The following is a 15,041-nucleotide window of genomic DNA, read 5'->3' as shown; positions in this document are numbered from 1 at the left end:
TAACAACAAAATAAAAATTTATGCCGCAATCATAACCGTTTGGTAAACAACACTATGATACACGGCCCTGACAGCAACCCATGCCTTTATATAAATCTGTTATCATTAACGGAGACACACGTCTTCTTATATGGAAAAATACCGAAAGCGTAGAAGAGTTTTTACAGCATGTAAAGCTTAAAGACATCTGTGTATCAAGGGTAGAGGGAATGAAAAGCGAACTGCACCGGAAAGGTTTTCTTGGTGTGCGCATGCTGCTACAGGAAACAGGCTATACCGACTTTGACCTTTTTTATGATGTCAACGGCAAACCGCATCTTACAGACGGAATGAATATTTCTATTACCCATTCCTATGCATTTTCGGCAATTATCATCAGTAAGAACGACATTGGCATCGATATGGAGCTGCAACGTGAAAAGGTAATTACCATCGCTAATAAATTTTTAGAACCCGAATTCTCCTACCTTGATCCTACACACCTGACAGAGTATATGCAAAAGCTGATCGTTATATGGGGTGTTAAAGAAGCCGTATATAAAATGATTTCCCGAAATGGACTTAGCTTTAAACAAAACATTTATGTTTTCCCTTTTGGAATGGAAGACAGGCAGGGAATGACTTCGGTGAAATATGAAGAGATAAATGAGAGTTATCCTTTCTATTTTGAACAGGTTGAAAACTTTACTTTAGTATACTGCCTGGGCAGCAAAACCAAACTATAATGACCGATTTTTTTGATTTCTTTTTTGCACAGTTTAACGACTACACCCCCTTTTCTATTACCATTGAGCTTATAGCGATCTTTTTTGGATTACTAAGCGTAATTTATTCTGCAAAGAACAGCATACTGGTATACCCAACCGGAATTATAGGTACACTAATATTTGTTTATGTTGCCCTTACAGCTCACCTCTATGGCGAAATCATCATTAACACCTATTACTTTTACATGAGTGTATATGGCTGGTATTTATGGAGCAGGAAAGACAGGCAGCATCACGATTTATTAAAAATAACGACAGCCACAGCTAAAGATAATTACAAATGTTTAGCGATTTTTATAGTTTCGGTTATATTTGTATCCGTTGTATATCACTTCTTTAATAAGTTCAACCAAAAATGGGCCTATGTAGATACGTTTACAACAGGCTTGTTCTTTATAGGCATGTGGCTGCTTGCCAAACGCAAAATAGAGAATTGGCTGTATTTGATAGCGGGTAATATTATAGCAATTCCCCTGTTTTTTTATAAAGGACTCATGTTTACAGGTTTCTTTTATATAGTGCTAACCACAATTGCCGTTTTTGGCTACCGGTCATGGAAGAGAACATTGCAAAACGAACCAACAATACAATAAACATCACCATCTATGGCGATGGGCTTAATGGCAGGGAAATTTCTGAACAGTTTGGAAATTTTACAGCGCAAAAGCAAACCGAATTTATTTTTCGTACGGTAAGCATAGATAAGGCTCTGAACGAAAATGACAAAACAACCCATCTTTTTATAATTCATAACGCAACCAACAACGTAAATGATGCATCTGTAAAAAGACTGGCAAACAAACTAACATCCAACAACCAACCCTTCATAATGATTAACGCAACACCCCCTGCTCTTACCGAAACCGGTAAAAATGCACTGGGACAACTGGAAAAAGCACTCGAGCTGGGATTTAGCCCCGCCGATTTTGCCGACATCAGCAACAGGGATATTACCCTGGAGAACATAGAAAAGCAATTGCTTATATTCACTAAAGGCATCACAAAAGCAGTACTAAAAAAACCTGCTACCCTAAATGATGGAATTTTAAACCTTGAAGAAGATAAAGCCAAAAAATATGCTGCTCTTTTTGACGAAAAAAAAGAGTCCTTTAAATTAACGAAATTTGTACCTGCATCAGGAGCGGCAACCAGGATGTTCAAATTCCTTAATGAGTTTGTAAGCGAATTCAATCCCGATAAGGAAACAATAAATGCATACATAAACAGGAAGAAAGACAACCATCTGCGTCTTTTTCTTGTGGGCATAGAGAAACTGCCTTTTTATAAAGAAATCATTGACCTGCTAAAGCATGACGAAGGCTTTGCAGCCATGCCCAAAGACAAAAAGATATATATCTTTATCCGGACAATGCTGAGCAGCAAACATTTTGATTTTGCCAATAAACCAAAAGGCATACTCCCCTTTCACAACTATAATGGCTTTACAGCTACTCCTATCTATGAACACCTTAAAGAAACCGTTGCCTACGCAAGTTCTAAAGGTGGTGCCAATATTCAGTTTACAATATCTGAAGAGCACATAGATGGTTTTCTTGATGAGATACAGTCCGTAAAGGCCGCTATTGAAAAAGAATCGGGCACACCAATTAATGTTACTTTTTCTTATCAGCAAAAGAGCACCGACACCCTAGCGGTAAATATGGACAATACTCCATTTAGGGAAAACAACGGACATTTGTTCTTCAGGCCGGGAGGGCATGGGGCATTAATCGAGAACCTTGGGCAGCTAGATGCTGATATTGTTTTTATAAAGAATATTGACAACGTTAGCCATAACAACATACACACTATTGCTCTTTATAAAAAAGCATTGGCAGGTATTCTCTTAGCACTTCAGGAAGAAGTTTTTTCATGTTTGAAAAAAATTGAGACAAAAGAAATAAATGAACAGGATATTGAAATGATATTTGCTTTCGCCAAAGAAAAATTATCGTTGTACATTCCTGCTGATATTTCAAAATACACCCTTGAAAATAAAAAAGAATTTGCACATACATTGCTAAACAGGCCCATCCGAATATGCGGCATGGTAAAAAATGAAGGCGAGCCCGGCGGTGGACCATTCTGGATAGAATGCAGCAGAGGTGAGCTCTCTTTACAGATCGTTGAGAGTTCTCAAATAGACCTGGATAATAAGGTGCAAAAAGAAATTTTCGCAAAAGCTACTCATTTTAATCCGGTAGACCTGGTATGCGGACTTAGAAATTATAAAGGTGAACTATTCAGTTTACACAACTTTGTTGACGACAAATCCGGCTTTATAGTTCATAAAAACAGGTTTGGCAAAGATGTTAAATCGTATGAGCTTCCAGGCTTGTGGAATGGTGCCATGGCAGGGTGGATAACTATTTTTGCCGAAGTGCCTCTTGAAACTTTTAATCCGGTTAAAACCGTAAATGACTTATTAAAGCCGGCACACCAGCCGCAATAGAATGAACAAAGAGACCATCATACAGGAACTGGATTACAAGGCAGTGAGGAGCAGCGGTGCGGGAGGACAAAACGTAAACAAAGTTTCGTCTAAGGTCGTACTGAGCTTTAATGTGCAAGCCAGCAATGCGCTAACTGACGAAGAAAAATTGCTTGCAGAAACCAGGCTTGCCCCGAGGTTAACCAACGAAGGCATACTTATACTGCAATGCGACGAAGACCGCAGCCAGTTACGCAACAAAGACATTGTTACAAAACGCTTTTTGGCGGTAATGGAAAACGCTGTCAAAGAAGACAAGCCACGTAAAGTCACAAAGATTCCACGCTCTGTAATCAAAAAACGCATAGAAGGCAAACGCAGGCAAGCAGAGAAAAAACAATCGCGCAGGAGACCGGATTTTTAGATTTCAGATGTTAGTATTGAGTATTGAGACATGTGATTTCACCGTCAACAGTAAAATCTCACATCTCAATACTACAATCTCAATTCTTTTCGTACTTTTGCCGCGTCTCAAAGGGGTGCTCTAAATAACGAGCTGAGATTATACCCAAAGAACCTGGGCAGGTAATGCTGCCAAGGGAAAGGCAAAAAAGCAAGGAGTGCACGCCATGCTATATGCCAAAACAAATCATATTTTTAACTAACAAAGAATAATTGCCCCTTTTATTCGTAATTTTTTACGAATGAAAACTTTATTCATTTTCTCTAAAAACGGCAACGTTTTTAAAACACTTTCATTACTGGCGTTGGGTCTTACAGCCTTCACCGCCACGGCACAGGAACCTGTAGCACAGGACACCGTAAAACCGAAAGACTACAAACTTGACGAAGTACTGGTACAATCTGTTCGCGCTGGCAGCACGACACCTGTAACCTTTACTAACGTAACCAAAGAAGAGATTGCCCTTCGCAATTTAGGACAAGACGTACCTGTATTATTAAATTACCTGCCATCGGTTGTTACCACTACCGATGCCGGAAACGGCTTTGGCTATACCGGAATCAGGGTGAGGGGTGCCGATGCGACACGCGTAAATGTAACCCTTAACGGTATACCTTTTAATGATGCCGAATCGCATGGCTCGTTTTGGGTTAACATGCCTGATATCGCGTCATCTGCCGAAAGCATTCAGCTACAGCGCGGAGTAGGTACATCTACTAATGGAGCAGGTGCTTTTGGAGCCAGCCTTAACGTACTTACCGATACCTACAAGCACGATGCTAGCGGAGAGATTTCGGGTTCTTACGGAAGCTATAACTCCCGCAAAAACACTGTGAAATTCAGCACAGGACTTATGAACAACAAGGTGGAAATCGCCGGAAGGCTTTCGTCCCTTGCCTCTGACGGTTATATAGACAGGGCTTCATCTGACCTTAAATCGTACTTTTTACAGGGTACCTATGTAGGCAACACCACATTGATAAAAGCTATTGTTTTTGGAGGCAAAGAAAAAACCTACCAGGCATGGGGTGGTATCAGCGCGGATTCATTGCGTACCAACAGGCGTTTTAACCCGTCAGGAATTTATACTGACGAAAATGGGAAAACACAGTACTATGACAACCAAACGGATAACTACCGACAGGACAATTATCAATTGCACTGGAACGAAAGGCTTAGCGATACATGGAGCACCAACGTTGCTCTTCATTATACTAAAGGTAAAGGCTACTATGAAAACTATCAGGACAATGCCGATTTTGCAGTGTATGGCCTTACGCCGGTATCTGTTGACGGGATTCCGCAAACAACTACTGACCTTATAAACCAAAAGTGGCTTGACAACGATTTTTACGGAACTACCTTCTCTGCGAACTATAGGAAAGAGGATTTGAATATAGTAGCAGGTGGTGGATGGAACAGGTATGAAGGAGCGCATTATGGCAATGTAATCTGGGCACAGTATTCAGGAAATACACGTCCGGGCGATAAGTACTATGACAATTCTGCTACCAAAAATGACTTTAATGTTTACAGTAAAGCCAATTATCAGATCACTGAAAAGCTAAACCTTTTTGGAGACCTGCAGTACCGCCGTGTAGTTTACAAAGCAAATAATGTTCTTGAAAGCAACGACACTCCGCAGCCGGTTGACGACAACTTTAACTTCTTTAACCCTAAAGCAGGCCTTACCTATACCTTAAGTGCTAAGAACGATATTTATTTCTCTTATGGCCGTGCCAACAAAGAGCCACGCCGCAGCGATTATGAGAATGGAAGTTCTAAACCGGAAAGCCTTAACGACTTTGAGCTTGGATGGAGATTTAAATCCGGAAAAAGCACACTTACAGTAAATGGTTATTACATGAGGTATAAAGACCAATTGGTGCTTACCGGCCAGCTTGACGATGTAGGCGGAAGAATATACACCAACAGTGGCGACAGCTACCGTATGGGTATTGAAGCAGATGCAACACTTTACCTTACCGATATAATAATTTTAAGGCCTAACATCTCGGTTAGTGACAACAAGAATGTTGATTTCTTTAATGAAACTGAAACAGGCACCCAAAACCTGGGCAATACCGAAATTGCATTTTCACCAAGCGTGATTGCAGGGAATCAGCTAATTGTATTGCCTGTGAAAAATTTACAGGTTGCATTGCTTTCTAAATTTGTAGGTGAGCAGTTTATGGACAACTATGAATCGGCTAATGCAAAACTAAAAAGCTATTTCACTACCGATCTGAACATTAACTACGAATGGAAAACAAAATCAGTGTTAAAATCAATCGTATTTACTGGGCTTGTAAATAACATTTTCGACAAGGAGTATGCCTCTAATGGTTATATGTATGGTGGCCCATACTACTATCCTCAGGCAGGAATAAACTTCCTGGCAGGCGCTACCCTTAAATTCTAAGAATCCAACTAACAGATTTTTATATTGATGAAGCAGGAAGCCTAAAAACTTCCTGCTTTTTTATTTATCAAAAACTGTTACTTTTACCCTTCAACTATCTGAAATGAAAGTAACAACGCTACTCCTGTCCCTGCTCTTTTCAGCACTGGCATTTGCCCAAAAAACAGAAAAGAAAAACTACCAGTACATCAACCCTTTGATCGGCACCCAGCGCATGGGCCATACCTATCCGGGAGCCACAGTTCCGTTTGGTTCGGTACAGTTAAGCCCCGACACGGATACCATCGCTTATGAGTTCAACAAAAAGTATAACGGCAAAGCATACGAATATTGCGCCGGCTACCAGTATGAAGACAAGACCATTGTGGGTTTTAGCCATACCCACTTTAGCGGCACGGGCCACAGTGACCTTGGCGATTTTCTTATCATGCCCACTACAGGAACATTACAATTGAACCCAGGCACAGCAGACAAGCCCGGATCTGGATATCGATCGGTATATTCTCACGCTAACGAAACGGCATCTGCCAATTACTATAAAGTAAAGCTGGACGACCAAAACATTACAGCCGAGCTCACCACAAGCCAGCGCACGGGCTTTCATCGCTATACTTTCCCGTCGGCAGAGCAGGCACATATTATCCTTGACCTGATGCATGGCATCTACAACCACAACGAAAAGAACGTATGGACATTTGTACGCATTGAAAATGATACCCTTGTAACAGGCTACAGGCAAACACAGGGCTGGGCACGCACCCGCACCGTTTATTTTGCCATGTCGTTCTCGAAGCCCATAAAACAATATGGTGCTAAAAAGTATGACGAGAACAACATCTACAAGGGCTTTTGGCGAAAGTTTGACGAATCGAAGAACTTTCCGGAGGCAGCAGGCAAAAACATCAGGATGTATTTTGATTTTGACGTAAAAGCAGGAGAGCAGGTTATGGTAAAAATGGCTTTATCGCCTGTAAGCACTGCCGGCGCACTGGCCAACATGAAAGTCGAAATCCCACATTGGGACTTTGATAAAACACGCCGTGAAGGCGAATTGCTTTGGGAACAGGAACTCAACAAAATAAAGATTGAAACACTTACCGAAGATGATAAGACTAACTTTTATACTGCCATGTATCATGCTTTTATAAACCCAACCATTTACATGGATGCCGATGGCAGTTATAAAGGCCTTGACCAGAATATTCATAAAGCCGACGGCTTTACTAATTACACTACCTTCTCACTTTGGGACACCTATCGGGCACTGCATCCTTTCTTTAATATCGTTCAGCCAAAGCGCAATGCCGACATGATAAAAAGCATGCTGGCGCATTATGACCAGAGTGCGCACCATGCGTTACCGGTATGGTCACATTATGCCAATGAAAACTGGTGTATGATAGGCTATCATTCGGTTTCGGTAATTGCCGATGCAATTGCTAAGGGCAATGATGATTTTGACAAAGAAAAGGCGCTTAAAGCCTGTATCAGCTCATCGAACCTTAGTTATTTTGACGGTTTGGAATATTATATCGCCAAAGGTTACGTACCCGAGGATAAAAACGGTTCATCTGTTTCTAAAACATTAGAATATGCTTATGACGACTGGTGCATTGCACAAATAGCATCTATGCTTGGCAATAAGGCCCTAGCCGAAGAATACACCAAACGTTCCCAGAACTACAAAAACGTATTTGACGCTTCTACGGGTTTTATGCGCCCTAAACTCAACGATGGCAGCTTCAAAAAGGAATTCGACCCTCTTGACACGCATGGACAGGGCTTTATAGAAGGTAATGCATGGAACTACAGCCTCTATGTACCTCATAACCCTGATGATCTTGTAACCATGAACGGAGGAAAGGAAAAATTCACACAACATCTGGACTCGCTGTTTACTATGACATTGCCCGATAAATATTTTGCCAATACCGAAGATATTACCCGCGATGGCATCATTGGCAATTATGTTCACGGAAATGAGCCATCGCATCATGTGGCTTATTTGTACAACTGGACAGGACATCCTGAACAGACTCAAAAAAGAGTACGAATGATACTGGATGCTATGTATAAGCCAAAACCCGACGGCCTTGGAGGCAATGACGATTGCGGACAGATGAGTGCATGGTATCTTTTCTCATCACTCGGGTTTTATCCTGTAGCCCCGGGAAGTGACCAATATGCAATAGGTTCGCCAAAAGTAAAACAGGCAATATTAAGCCTTGAAAATGGCAAAACATTTACCATTATGGCAAAAAACCAGTCAGCAACAAATGTTTATGTCGACAAAATTGAACTTAATGGAAAACTTTTAGACCGACCCTACCTTACTCATAAAGAGATTACAGATGACGGGCAGCTGGTGTTTTATATGAGCAAAAAACCTAAGAAATAGATTTACCGAAAGCTAGTTAGAAACCAACAATTCATTCTCAGATATTTGCTGTATCCTATAAGGTTTAAGCCCGTACTGTACTTTAGTTTTATCAGCAGCGCCTGTATACAAAAAGTATTCTACATTATCGCAAGGGCATTTTGCCATTACACCGTTTAAAGAAAGCATAGAACAAGCGGTAAGTTCCTGATTGGGGCAACTGGCCTCAAAAGCAGTATATCCTGTCCCTGTATTAGTCACGATCACCCCATTGATACCTACACCGGCAGTAGAAACCAATACGCTGTTTCCTGTAAACTTAAGCTTGTTATACAATGCCAGCTCCATATCTATCTTTACCTGAAAATTATAATTAGGGAGGTACCTGTTGTTGTTATTCAAACTATCGCTATCACAGCTCGACATAAATGCAACTACCACTAAAACAACTAACAAAATATATTTTTTCATTTGATGAAATTTTAAGCTTAATAATTATGAAACAAATTTAATTTAATTAACTTTGACGTATGCTATTGCACAATTAAAAATTGAAATACTAAAAAAATATTATCTTTGCGCAAAAGAAATCCCGTCCCGATGGGATTTTTTCTATTTATATAAACGACGAAATTATGAGTACAGTATCTTATTATACAGCTGAAGGATTAAAAAAATTAAGAGACGAGCTTGATCAGCTGAAAAGCATTGAAAGGCCTAAGGCTTCTGCCGCTATCGCAGAGGCAAGAGATAAAGGTGATCTTTCTGAAAACGCAGAATATGATGCCGCTAAAGAGGCACAGGGACTTCTTGAGCTGAAAATATCTAAAATGGAAGAGCTGGTATCTAACGCACGCCTTATAGATGAGTCACAACTTGACACATCTAAAGCGCTTGTGCTTAGCACCGTGAAAATTAAGAACCAGGCTAACGGCATGGAGATGAAATATACCCTTGTTGCCGAAAGCGAAGCAGACCTTAAGACCGGAAAAATTTCTGTTACATCACCTATCGGAAAAGGACTTCTTGGAAAATCGGTTGGTGAAACGGCTGAAATAAACGTACCTAACGGCACGCTCAAGTTTGAGGTTCTTGAAATATCAAGGGACGAACATTAATATCAATTCCCATGAGCTCAATATTCACAAAAATCATAAATGGTGAAATCCCGGCTTATAAAATAGCTGAAGATGACAATTACCTGGCATTCCTGGACGTAAATCCAAATGCTAAAGGGCATACATTGTGTATTCCGAAACAGGAGATCGACAAGATCTTTGATATGGAAGAGGAACATTACCTTGGGCTAATGAAATTCTCAAGAAAAGTGGCCAAAGCAATAGAAAAAACAGTTCCCTGCAAACGTGTAGGTGTAGCTGTAATTGGCCTTGAGGTACCTCACACGCATGTTCACCTTATACCGCTTAACGAAATGGACGAAATGCGTTTTGTAAATAAAGTAAAACCCGAAAAAGAAGAGTTTGAAGCACTGGCAAAAGCTATTGCTTCTAATATATAGCTTGTCTTTTTTGTCAAAGGCATACAATAAAACCACGCAACACGTGGTTTTTTATTTAATACGAAAACCAAATTAATATAAATCTGTTTCTGAATTCGGAAACAAAACAACAAATAATCATGAAAAAAGCATTGGGATTAGCGTTAACATTAGTATTGCTTTGCCTTACTGCCTGCTCAAACGACGATTCACCCAAATCTTCTGTAAGCCTTGACCAGCTGAATAAAAGATGGTTTTATAAAGCTACAAAAATAGGGAACGCCTCAGAAAATTACCAACACAAGCCCTGCGGCAAAGATTATATTGAACTACAGCTACCAAATGCTGCTAAAGAATTGCATTGGATAGATTGCCAGCAGGATCCTGAAACAGTTACCGGAACATATACTGTAAATGCAAAATCTAATGAGTTTACAACAATATTTGATACGGAGACGATAACGTATACCATAAAAAAACTAAACTCAAAAGAGCTTGAAGCTGAAACATCAATAGCAAACGCAAAAGTAACCTTTATATTTACAAGCGTACCATAATAACGAAGCGGCCTTACAGTCGAGACTGTAAGGCCGCTTTATATCTTTTTATAGGTTGCCTGCATTGTTGTTCCTTTTCCAAGTTCTGACGAAAGCACCCTAATCCTGCCTTTATGGTATTCCTCCACAATTCTTTTTGTTAGAGAAAGTCCTAATCCCCATCCGCGTTGTTTCGTGGTAAAGCCGGGCTCAAAAACTTTTTTGAACTGGCTTTTAGGAATCCCTTTTCCGGTATCACTTATTTTTATGCGCACATGCTTATCTGTTTCAGAAAGCACTATTTCCAGCCTCCCTTTACCTTTCATGGCATCGATCGCGTTTTTCACAAGATTTTCTACCGTCCAGCTATGCAACTCATGGTTAAGCATTACATTCACAGGATGATTTGGCGCCATAAAAAAGAACTCCACCTGTTTTGATGTCCTCGACCTGAGGTATTCAAAAGATTTTTCAGTTTCTTCAACTATGTCCCTCTCTTCGAGCACAGGCTCTGACCCTACCTTAGAGAAACGTTCTGCAATTACCTGTAAGCGATTAACGTCTTTTTCGATTTCTGTTACGGTGGTTTCATCAACATCATCAGCCCTCATAATCTCAATCCACCCCATAAGTGATGACAAAGGCGTCCCTATCTGGTGTGCAGTCTCTTTTGCCATACCTGCCCAAAGCCTGTTTTGGGTTGACATTTTGCTCGCACGGTAAAAAATAAACACTATCGCAGCAAAAAGAAACACAATAATCACTAATGTAATTGGGTAATACTTAAGATTATTGAGCAGCTGTGAACTTCCATAATACAATACCTGATTATTATTTTTCCCGATTTTCAGCTTAATAAAAGTTCCTTCCTGCTTTAACCCCTCTACATAGGAAAGTTTTTTAATGGAGTCTGTCTCTATGACATCCGGAAGATTTTTAGAGCTATGAATACTACCATCACTATTGATGATAATTATAGGAACTGTACTGTTGCTTGTTATGATCTGAAAGGGAAGTTCGATATCGGCATTCGTATCATTATTATTGATCATAGTGTAGGCCTGTGCCAGCAATTCTACTTTTTTTCTTTCGTCGCTTTTAAAAATATTAAAAAAGTTATAGGTATTCCAAAGAATTGAAAGCACTATGAAAAAAGAAGCAGCTATAATGAGCCAACGACTAATATTCCTTTTATCTGAAAATTGCATACAAGTATATTTGTGGCTTAAAGATAGTAAAAGTTGGCAGTTGGTTCATAATAACGGCTACCCCTCCCATTTATTTTATTAACACCGCCGTTAAAACACTATGCCGATAAGACAGAAAAAGTATCTTTGTAAAAACAAAAAAGCAACCATGCTCACTATAGACCCAAAAGAACTTACAACACCAAAACTTCACGGCTATTTACAAAGTGCCGTAGGCCCCAGGCCAATAGCACTGGCAAGCACATTAGACGGAAACAATGTTCCTAACCTGTCGCCTTTCAGCTTTTTCAATATTTTCAGTTCAAACCCACCTATACTTATTTTTTCGCCTTCGCGAAGAGTACGTGACAACACTGTAAAACATACATTGCTGAACGCAGAACTTACCCGTGAGGTGGTTATAAATGTAGTAAACTATGCGATGGTAGAACAGGTATCGCTGTCAAGCACCGAATATGCTGCCGGGGTAAACGAGTTTGAAAAAGCAGGCTTCACCATGATTCCGTCTGTAAATGTAAAACCATACAGGGTTAAGGAAGCACCCGTACAATTTGAGTGCCGCGTAAAGGAAATTATTGCCTTGGGTTCTGAAGGCGGTGCAGGAAACCTGATACTCTGCGAAGTACTTAAAATGCATATTGACGAAAGCATACTGGATGCCAATGGCGGCATAGACCAACACAAGATCGATCTTGTATCCCGTCTTGGAGGTAATTGGTATTCACGTTCGGCAGAAGGGCTTTTTGAGGTTGAAAAACCGCTTACCACACTGGGAATAGGTGTAGATGCTATCCCGCCTTTTGTAAAAGAAAGCGGATTTTTTGACGGCAATGACCTTGGTAAATTAGGCAACACCGAAATATTGCCTACCGATGAGGAAGTTAGTATATTTGTAAAGGAAAGCTTTGAAATAAAGGCAGTTTTAAGCGCCGACGACCAAAGCAAAAAATTCCTGAAAGCGAAGGAATACCTTGACAACAACCAGGTAGCCACCGCATGGAAAGTGCTACTTGCCAAATAACGATTTTTAATTATTAACGATAGCTGCCGCAAGGCAGAAAATAAAAGTAAACAATTATGGAAGTTTCAGGAAGAATTAAGATGATTGACGAAACCAAAGCTTTTGGAGCAAACGGTTTCAGAAAAAGAGAAGTGGTAATCACTACAGATGAGCAATACCCACAGCACATTATGATCGAGTTTACACAGGACAAATGTGACCTGCTTAACACCTATACTGTAGGAGAGCCTGTAAAAGTTTCCATAAACCTTAGAGGCAGGGAATGGGTTAACCCGCAGGGAGAAACAAAATACTTTAACTCTATACAAGGCTGGAGAATAGAAAAAGCAGGAGCAGAAGCTCCGCAAGGCTATAACCAGGCTCCACAAGGATACAATCAGGCACCGCAGGGATATCAGCAGGCACCACCTGCCGGTAACGACCGCTTTGAGCCGGCTACAGGCTTTAAAGAAGAAGAGCACGACGATTTACCGTTCTAATACAAAAAGCCGAAGCAATTGCTTCGGCTTTTTTATTTTCACCCTTGTAATCTTTTAAAAAAGGAGAGCCGAACCACCAGCTCCCCGTATATTTAGCTAAAACACAAATTATGCTCTGATGCCTGGGGCATCTATACGTCTATAGCTCATGTGTAAACATAAACTTACATTTATTTGCATTCCTCTTGTAAAACTACAAATCTATTATCAACTATTATTATAGGAAACTTCATATAAATGTTAAAACAACATCATATAACAAAATAACACCTATATGTTATTTCTTACATGGCACTAAAGTTTAATCTTTTAAATTTGCAGAAAAATTCAAATGTATTTCCTTTCACGAGAGCTTTACTTCCCTCCTGTTGATAGCGCTTCTGCCGAAGGCATTGTAGCGATAGGCGGCGACCTTTCGCCGGAACGGCTTATACTGGCTTACAGAAGCGGTATTTTCCCGTGGTTTGAAGACGATGAGCCTATATTATGGTGGAGCCCACCTGAAAGAATGGTATTGTTTCCTGACGAACTTAAGGTTTCTAAAAGCATGCGCAATATCATTAACCGCCAAATATTCAGGGTAACATTTAATACTGCTTTTAAAGAAGTGATATCGAATTGCCGCAACATTACCCGAGACGGCCAGCCCGGTACATGGATTACCCCTGATATGGTTGATGCATATTGCAGGCTGCATGATCTGGGATTTGCCAAATCGGTAGAGGTATGGCAGGATGATGAATTAGTTGGAGGCTTATATGGAGTAGACTTAGGCCATATCTTTTGTGGGGAGAGCATGTTTTCTAAAGTTAGTAACGCCAGCAAGATTGGCTTTATTGCCCTCGCAAAACAGCTTAAGCTTGCCAATTACAGGCTTTTGGACTGCCAGGTACACAATGACCATCTGGAAAGCCTTGGGGCCCGGGAAATTGAGCGTGAGGACTTTTTGGAGATACTTAGGTTTTAGTTTTCAGTCTCAGTTTTCAGTTTGTTAGCTCATAAAATCAAAACCGGGATTTTACAACTACGCTGCGCTTCGCTTAAAAAGACACAACAAACCCCTTTAAAACAAAAAACCCATCACGCTAAGCGGATGGGTTCTCTATATATGTAGGGTACTAATTAAGCTTCGAAAGGAACAATAGAAACATAAGATTTATTGTCTCTTTTTTTCTGAAACTTCACTACACCGGCAACTTTTGCATGTAAAGTATGATCTTTACCCATGTAAACGTTTTCTCCCGGGTTGTGTTTAGAACCACGTTGTCTTATGATAATGTTACCAGCAATAGCAGCTTGTCCACCATAAATCTTAACGCCTAGACGTTTCGATTCTGATTCCCTACCATTCTTCGAACTACCGACACCTTTTTTGTGAGCCATGATGTTTTGATTTAAATGTTAGTTAATTATTCCTCTGTAGCTTCCGCTTTTTTAGCTGCCGCTTTTTTCTTTGGTGCTGCACCAGCTCCGATAATACCAGAGATTTGGATTTGCGTTAAAGACTGACGGTGGCCGTTTTTCTTTTTGTAACCTTTTCTTCTTTTCTTTTTGAAGACGATTACTTTTTCACCTTTTAAGTGCTGAAGCACTTTGGCTTCTACTGAAGCACCTTCTATAGCCGGGGCGCCTATAGTTACAGTTCCGTTATCATCTAAAAGAAGAACTTTTGCAAAAGATATTGCATCTCCTTCTTTAGCTTCAAGACGGTGAACATAAACTTTTAGGTCTTTGCTAACTTTGAATTGTTGCCCTGCTATCTCTACGATTGCGTACATAACAATATGGTTTAATTAATTTTTTTTAAGGTCGCAAATATACAACTTATTATTTATCAGT

General features: G+C 40.2%; 16 protein-coding genes. 12 read left to right on the top strand and 4 right to left on the bottom strand.

Going from position 1 to position 15,041, the window contains the following annotated elements; all coding sequences use genetic code 11:
* Positions 1-80 precede the first annotated feature (80 nt).
* From ACX0HA_RS16170 to ACX0HA_RS16145, 6 genes are all read left to right on the top strand, one after another.
* The gene (locus ACX0HA_RS16170; protein WP_458846343.1) at positions 81-725 is read left to right on the top strand and encodes a 4'-phosphopantetheinyl transferase family protein; all 645 of its coding nucleotides are present in this window, start codon (positions 81-83) and stop codon (positions 723-725) included.
* Complete coding sequence (gene pnuC, locus ACX0HA_RS16165) at positions 725-1,360, top strand: nicotinamide riboside transporter PnuC (RefSeq protein WP_458846342.1); 636 nt, start codon at positions 725-727, stop codon at positions 1,358-1,360. The genes ACX0HA_RS16170 and pnuC overlap by 1 nt, the downstream gene beginning before the upstream one ends.
* Positions 1,321-3,219 carry a DUF4301 family protein gene (locus tag ACX0HA_RS16160; protein ID WP_458846341.1) on the top strand — a complete coding sequence of 633 codons (1,899 nt, stop codon included), beginning with the start codon at positions 1,321-1,323 and terminating at the stop codon, positions 3,217-3,219. Before pnuC ends, ACX0HA_RS16160 begins: the two co-directional genes overlap by 40 nt.
* A 1-nt stretch (position 3,220) precedes the next feature.
* On the top strand, positions 3,221-3,622 hold the full coding sequence (arfB, locus tag ACX0HA_RS16155) for an alternative ribosome rescue aminoacyl-tRNA hydrolase ArfB (protein ID WP_458846340.1): 402 nt from the start codon (positions 3,221-3,223) through the stop codon (positions 3,620-3,622).
* Positions 3,623-3,902: 280 nt separating this feature from the next.
* Positions 3,903-6,083, top strand: coding sequence for a TonB-dependent receptor (locus ACX0HA_RS16150; RefSeq protein ID WP_458846339.1), 2,181 nt, complete (start codon positions 3,903-3,905; stop codon positions 6,081-6,083).
* 103 nt (positions 6,084-6,186) lie between these two features.
* Positions 6,187-8,481 (top strand): GH92 family glycosyl hydrolase, encoded by a 2,295-nt coding sequence (locus ACX0HA_RS16145; RefSeq protein WP_458846338.1) that lies wholly within the window; start codon positions 6,187-6,189, stop codon positions 8,479-8,481.
* Between the two features lie 12 nt (positions 8,482-8,493).
* Here the strand turns inward: ACX0HA_RS16145 and ACX0HA_RS16140 are convergent, their stop codons facing one another.
* Positions 8,494-8,931, bottom strand: a complete 438-nt coding sequence (locus tag ACX0HA_RS16140; RefSeq protein ID WP_458846337.1) for a Rieske (2Fe-2S) protein — start codon at positions 8,929-8,931, stop codon at positions 8,494-8,496.
* 164 nt (positions 8,932-9,095) lie between these two features.
* Here ACX0HA_RS16140 and greA point away from each other — a divergent pair, with 164 nt between their 5' ends.
* The 3 genes from greA (at position 9,096) to ACX0HA_RS16125 (ending at position 10,515) form a co-directional block, all read left to right on the top strand.
* Positions 9,096-9,578, top strand: coding sequence for a transcription elongation factor GreA (greA, locus tag ACX0HA_RS16135; RefSeq protein WP_458846336.1), 483 nt, complete (start codon positions 9,096-9,098; stop codon positions 9,576-9,578).
* An 11-nt stretch (positions 9,579-9,589) separates the two neighbouring features.
* Positions 9,590-9,979 (top strand): HIT family protein, encoded by a 390-nt coding sequence (locus ACX0HA_RS16130; protein ID WP_458846335.1) that lies wholly within the window; start codon positions 9,590-9,592, stop codon positions 9,977-9,979.
* A gap of 119 nt (positions 9,980-10,098) precedes the next feature.
* Entirely contained in the window at positions 10,099-10,515 is a 417-nt protein-coding gene (locus ACX0HA_RS16125) for a hypothetical protein (RefSeq protein ID WP_458846334.1), read from the top strand.
* 38 nt (positions 10,516-10,553) lie between these two features.
* Here ACX0HA_RS16125 and ACX0HA_RS16120 read toward each other — a convergent pair whose 3' ends face one another.
* Positions 10,554-11,702: a sensor histidine kinase gene (locus ACX0HA_RS16120; RefSeq protein ID WP_458846333.1), complete on the bottom strand. Its 1,149-nt coding sequence runs from the start codon at positions 11,700-11,702 to the stop codon at positions 10,554-10,556.
* A gap of 148 nt (positions 11,703-11,850) precedes the next feature.
* Between ACX0HA_RS16120 and ACX0HA_RS16115 the strand changes: the two genes are divergently transcribed.
* The 3 genes from ACX0HA_RS16115 (at position 11,851) to aat (ending at position 14,169) form a co-directional block, all read left to right on the top strand.
* The gene (locus ACX0HA_RS16115) at positions 11,851-12,723 is read left to right on the top strand and encodes a flavin reductase family protein (protein ID WP_458846332.1); all 873 of its coding nucleotides are present in this window, start codon (positions 11,851-11,853) and stop codon (positions 12,721-12,723) included.
* Positions 12,724-12,779: 56 nt separating this feature from the next.
* Entirely contained in the window at positions 12,780-13,202 is a 423-nt protein-coding gene (locus tag ACX0HA_RS16110) for a DUF3127 domain-containing protein (protein ID WP_458846331.1), read from the top strand.
* A 331-nt stretch (positions 13,203-13,533) separates the two neighbouring features.
* Positions 13,534-14,169 (top strand): leucyl/phenylalanyl-tRNA--protein transferase, encoded by a 636-nt coding sequence (gene aat / locus ACX0HA_RS16105; RefSeq protein ID WP_458846330.1) that lies wholly within the window; start codon positions 13,534-13,536, stop codon positions 14,167-14,169.
* Positions 14,170-14,324: 155 nt separating this feature from the next.
* On the opposite strand, the gene rpmA is transcribed toward aat, so the two are convergent.
* Both rpmA and rplU read right to left on the bottom strand, forming a co-directional pair.
* On the bottom strand, positions 14,325-14,585 hold the full coding sequence (gene rpmA / locus ACX0HA_RS16100; RefSeq protein WP_458846329.1) for a 50S ribosomal protein L27: 261 nt from the start codon (positions 14,583-14,585) through the stop codon (positions 14,325-14,327).
* A 26-nt stretch (positions 14,586-14,611) separates the two neighbouring features.
* Positions 14,612-14,980 (bottom strand): 50S ribosomal protein L21, encoded by a 369-nt coding sequence (gene rplU, locus ACX0HA_RS16095; protein WP_458846328.1) that lies wholly within the window; start codon positions 14,978-14,980, stop codon positions 14,612-14,614.
* Positions 14,981-15,041: the final 61 nt, after the last annotated feature.

Source organism: Flavobacterium hauense (assembly GCF_054457175.1).
The sequence above is the reverse complement of the archived record's forward strand: the minus strand, read 5'-3'. Positions and strand labels throughout refer to the sequence as shown.

Coding starts and splice junctions, on each gene's coding strand:
- ACX0HA_RS16150 (WP_458846339.1), top strand. CDS start 3,903: ATGAAAACTTTATTCATTTTCTCTAAAAACGGCAACGTTTTTAAAACA.
- ACX0HA_RS16125 (WP_458846334.1), top strand. CDS start 10,099: ATGAAAAAAGCATTGGGATTAGCGTTAACATTAGTATTGCTTTGCCTT.
- ACX0HA_RS16115 (WP_458846332.1), top strand. CDS start 11,851: ATGCTCACTATAGACCCAAAAGAACTTACAACACCAAAACTTCACGGC.
- arfB (WP_458846340.1), top strand. CDS start 3,221: ATGAACAAAGAGACCATCATACAGGAACTGGATTACAAGGCAGTGAGG.
- ACX0HA_RS16145 (WP_458846338.1), top strand. CDS start 6,187: ATGAAAGTAACAACGCTACTCCTGTCCCTGCTCTTTTCAGCACTGGCA.
- ACX0HA_RS16120 (WP_458846333.1), bottom strand. CDS start 11,702: ATGCAATTTTCAGATAAAAGGAATATTAGTCGTTGGCTCATTATAGCT.
- rplU (WP_458846328.1), bottom strand. CDS start 14,980: ATGTACGCAATCGTAGAGATAGCAGGGCAACAATTCAAAGTTAGCAAA.
- ACX0HA_RS16170 (WP_458846343.1), top strand. CDS start 81: ATGCCTTTATATAAATCTGTTATCATTAACGGAGACACACGTCTTCTT.
- ACX0HA_RS16160 (WP_458846341.1), top strand. CDS start 1,321: ATGGAAGAGAACATTGCAAAACGAACCAACAATACAATAAACATCACC.
- greA (WP_458846336.1), top strand. CDS start 9,096: ATGAGTACAGTATCTTATTATACAGCTGAAGGATTAAAAAAATTAAGA.
- ACX0HA_RS16140 (WP_458846337.1), bottom strand. CDS start 8,931: ATGAAAAAATATATTTTGTTAGTTGTTTTAGTGGTAGTTGCATTTATG.
- pnuC (WP_458846342.1), top strand. CDS start 725: ATGACCGATTTTTTTGATTTCTTTTTTGCACAGTTTAACGACTACACC.
- rpmA (WP_458846329.1), bottom strand. CDS start 14,585: ATGGCTCACAAAAAAGGTGTCGGTAGTTCGAAGAATGGTAGGGAATCA.
- ACX0HA_RS16110 (WP_458846331.1), top strand. CDS start 12,780: ATGGAAGTTTCAGGAAGAATTAAGATGATTGACGAAACCAAAGCTTTT.
- ACX0HA_RS16130 (WP_458846335.1), top strand. CDS start 9,590: ATGAGCTCAATATTCACAAAAATCATAAATGGTGAAATCCCGGCTTAT.
- aat (WP_458846330.1), top strand. CDS start 13,534: ATGTATTTCCTTTCACGAGAGCTTTACTTCCCTCCTGTTGATAGCGCT.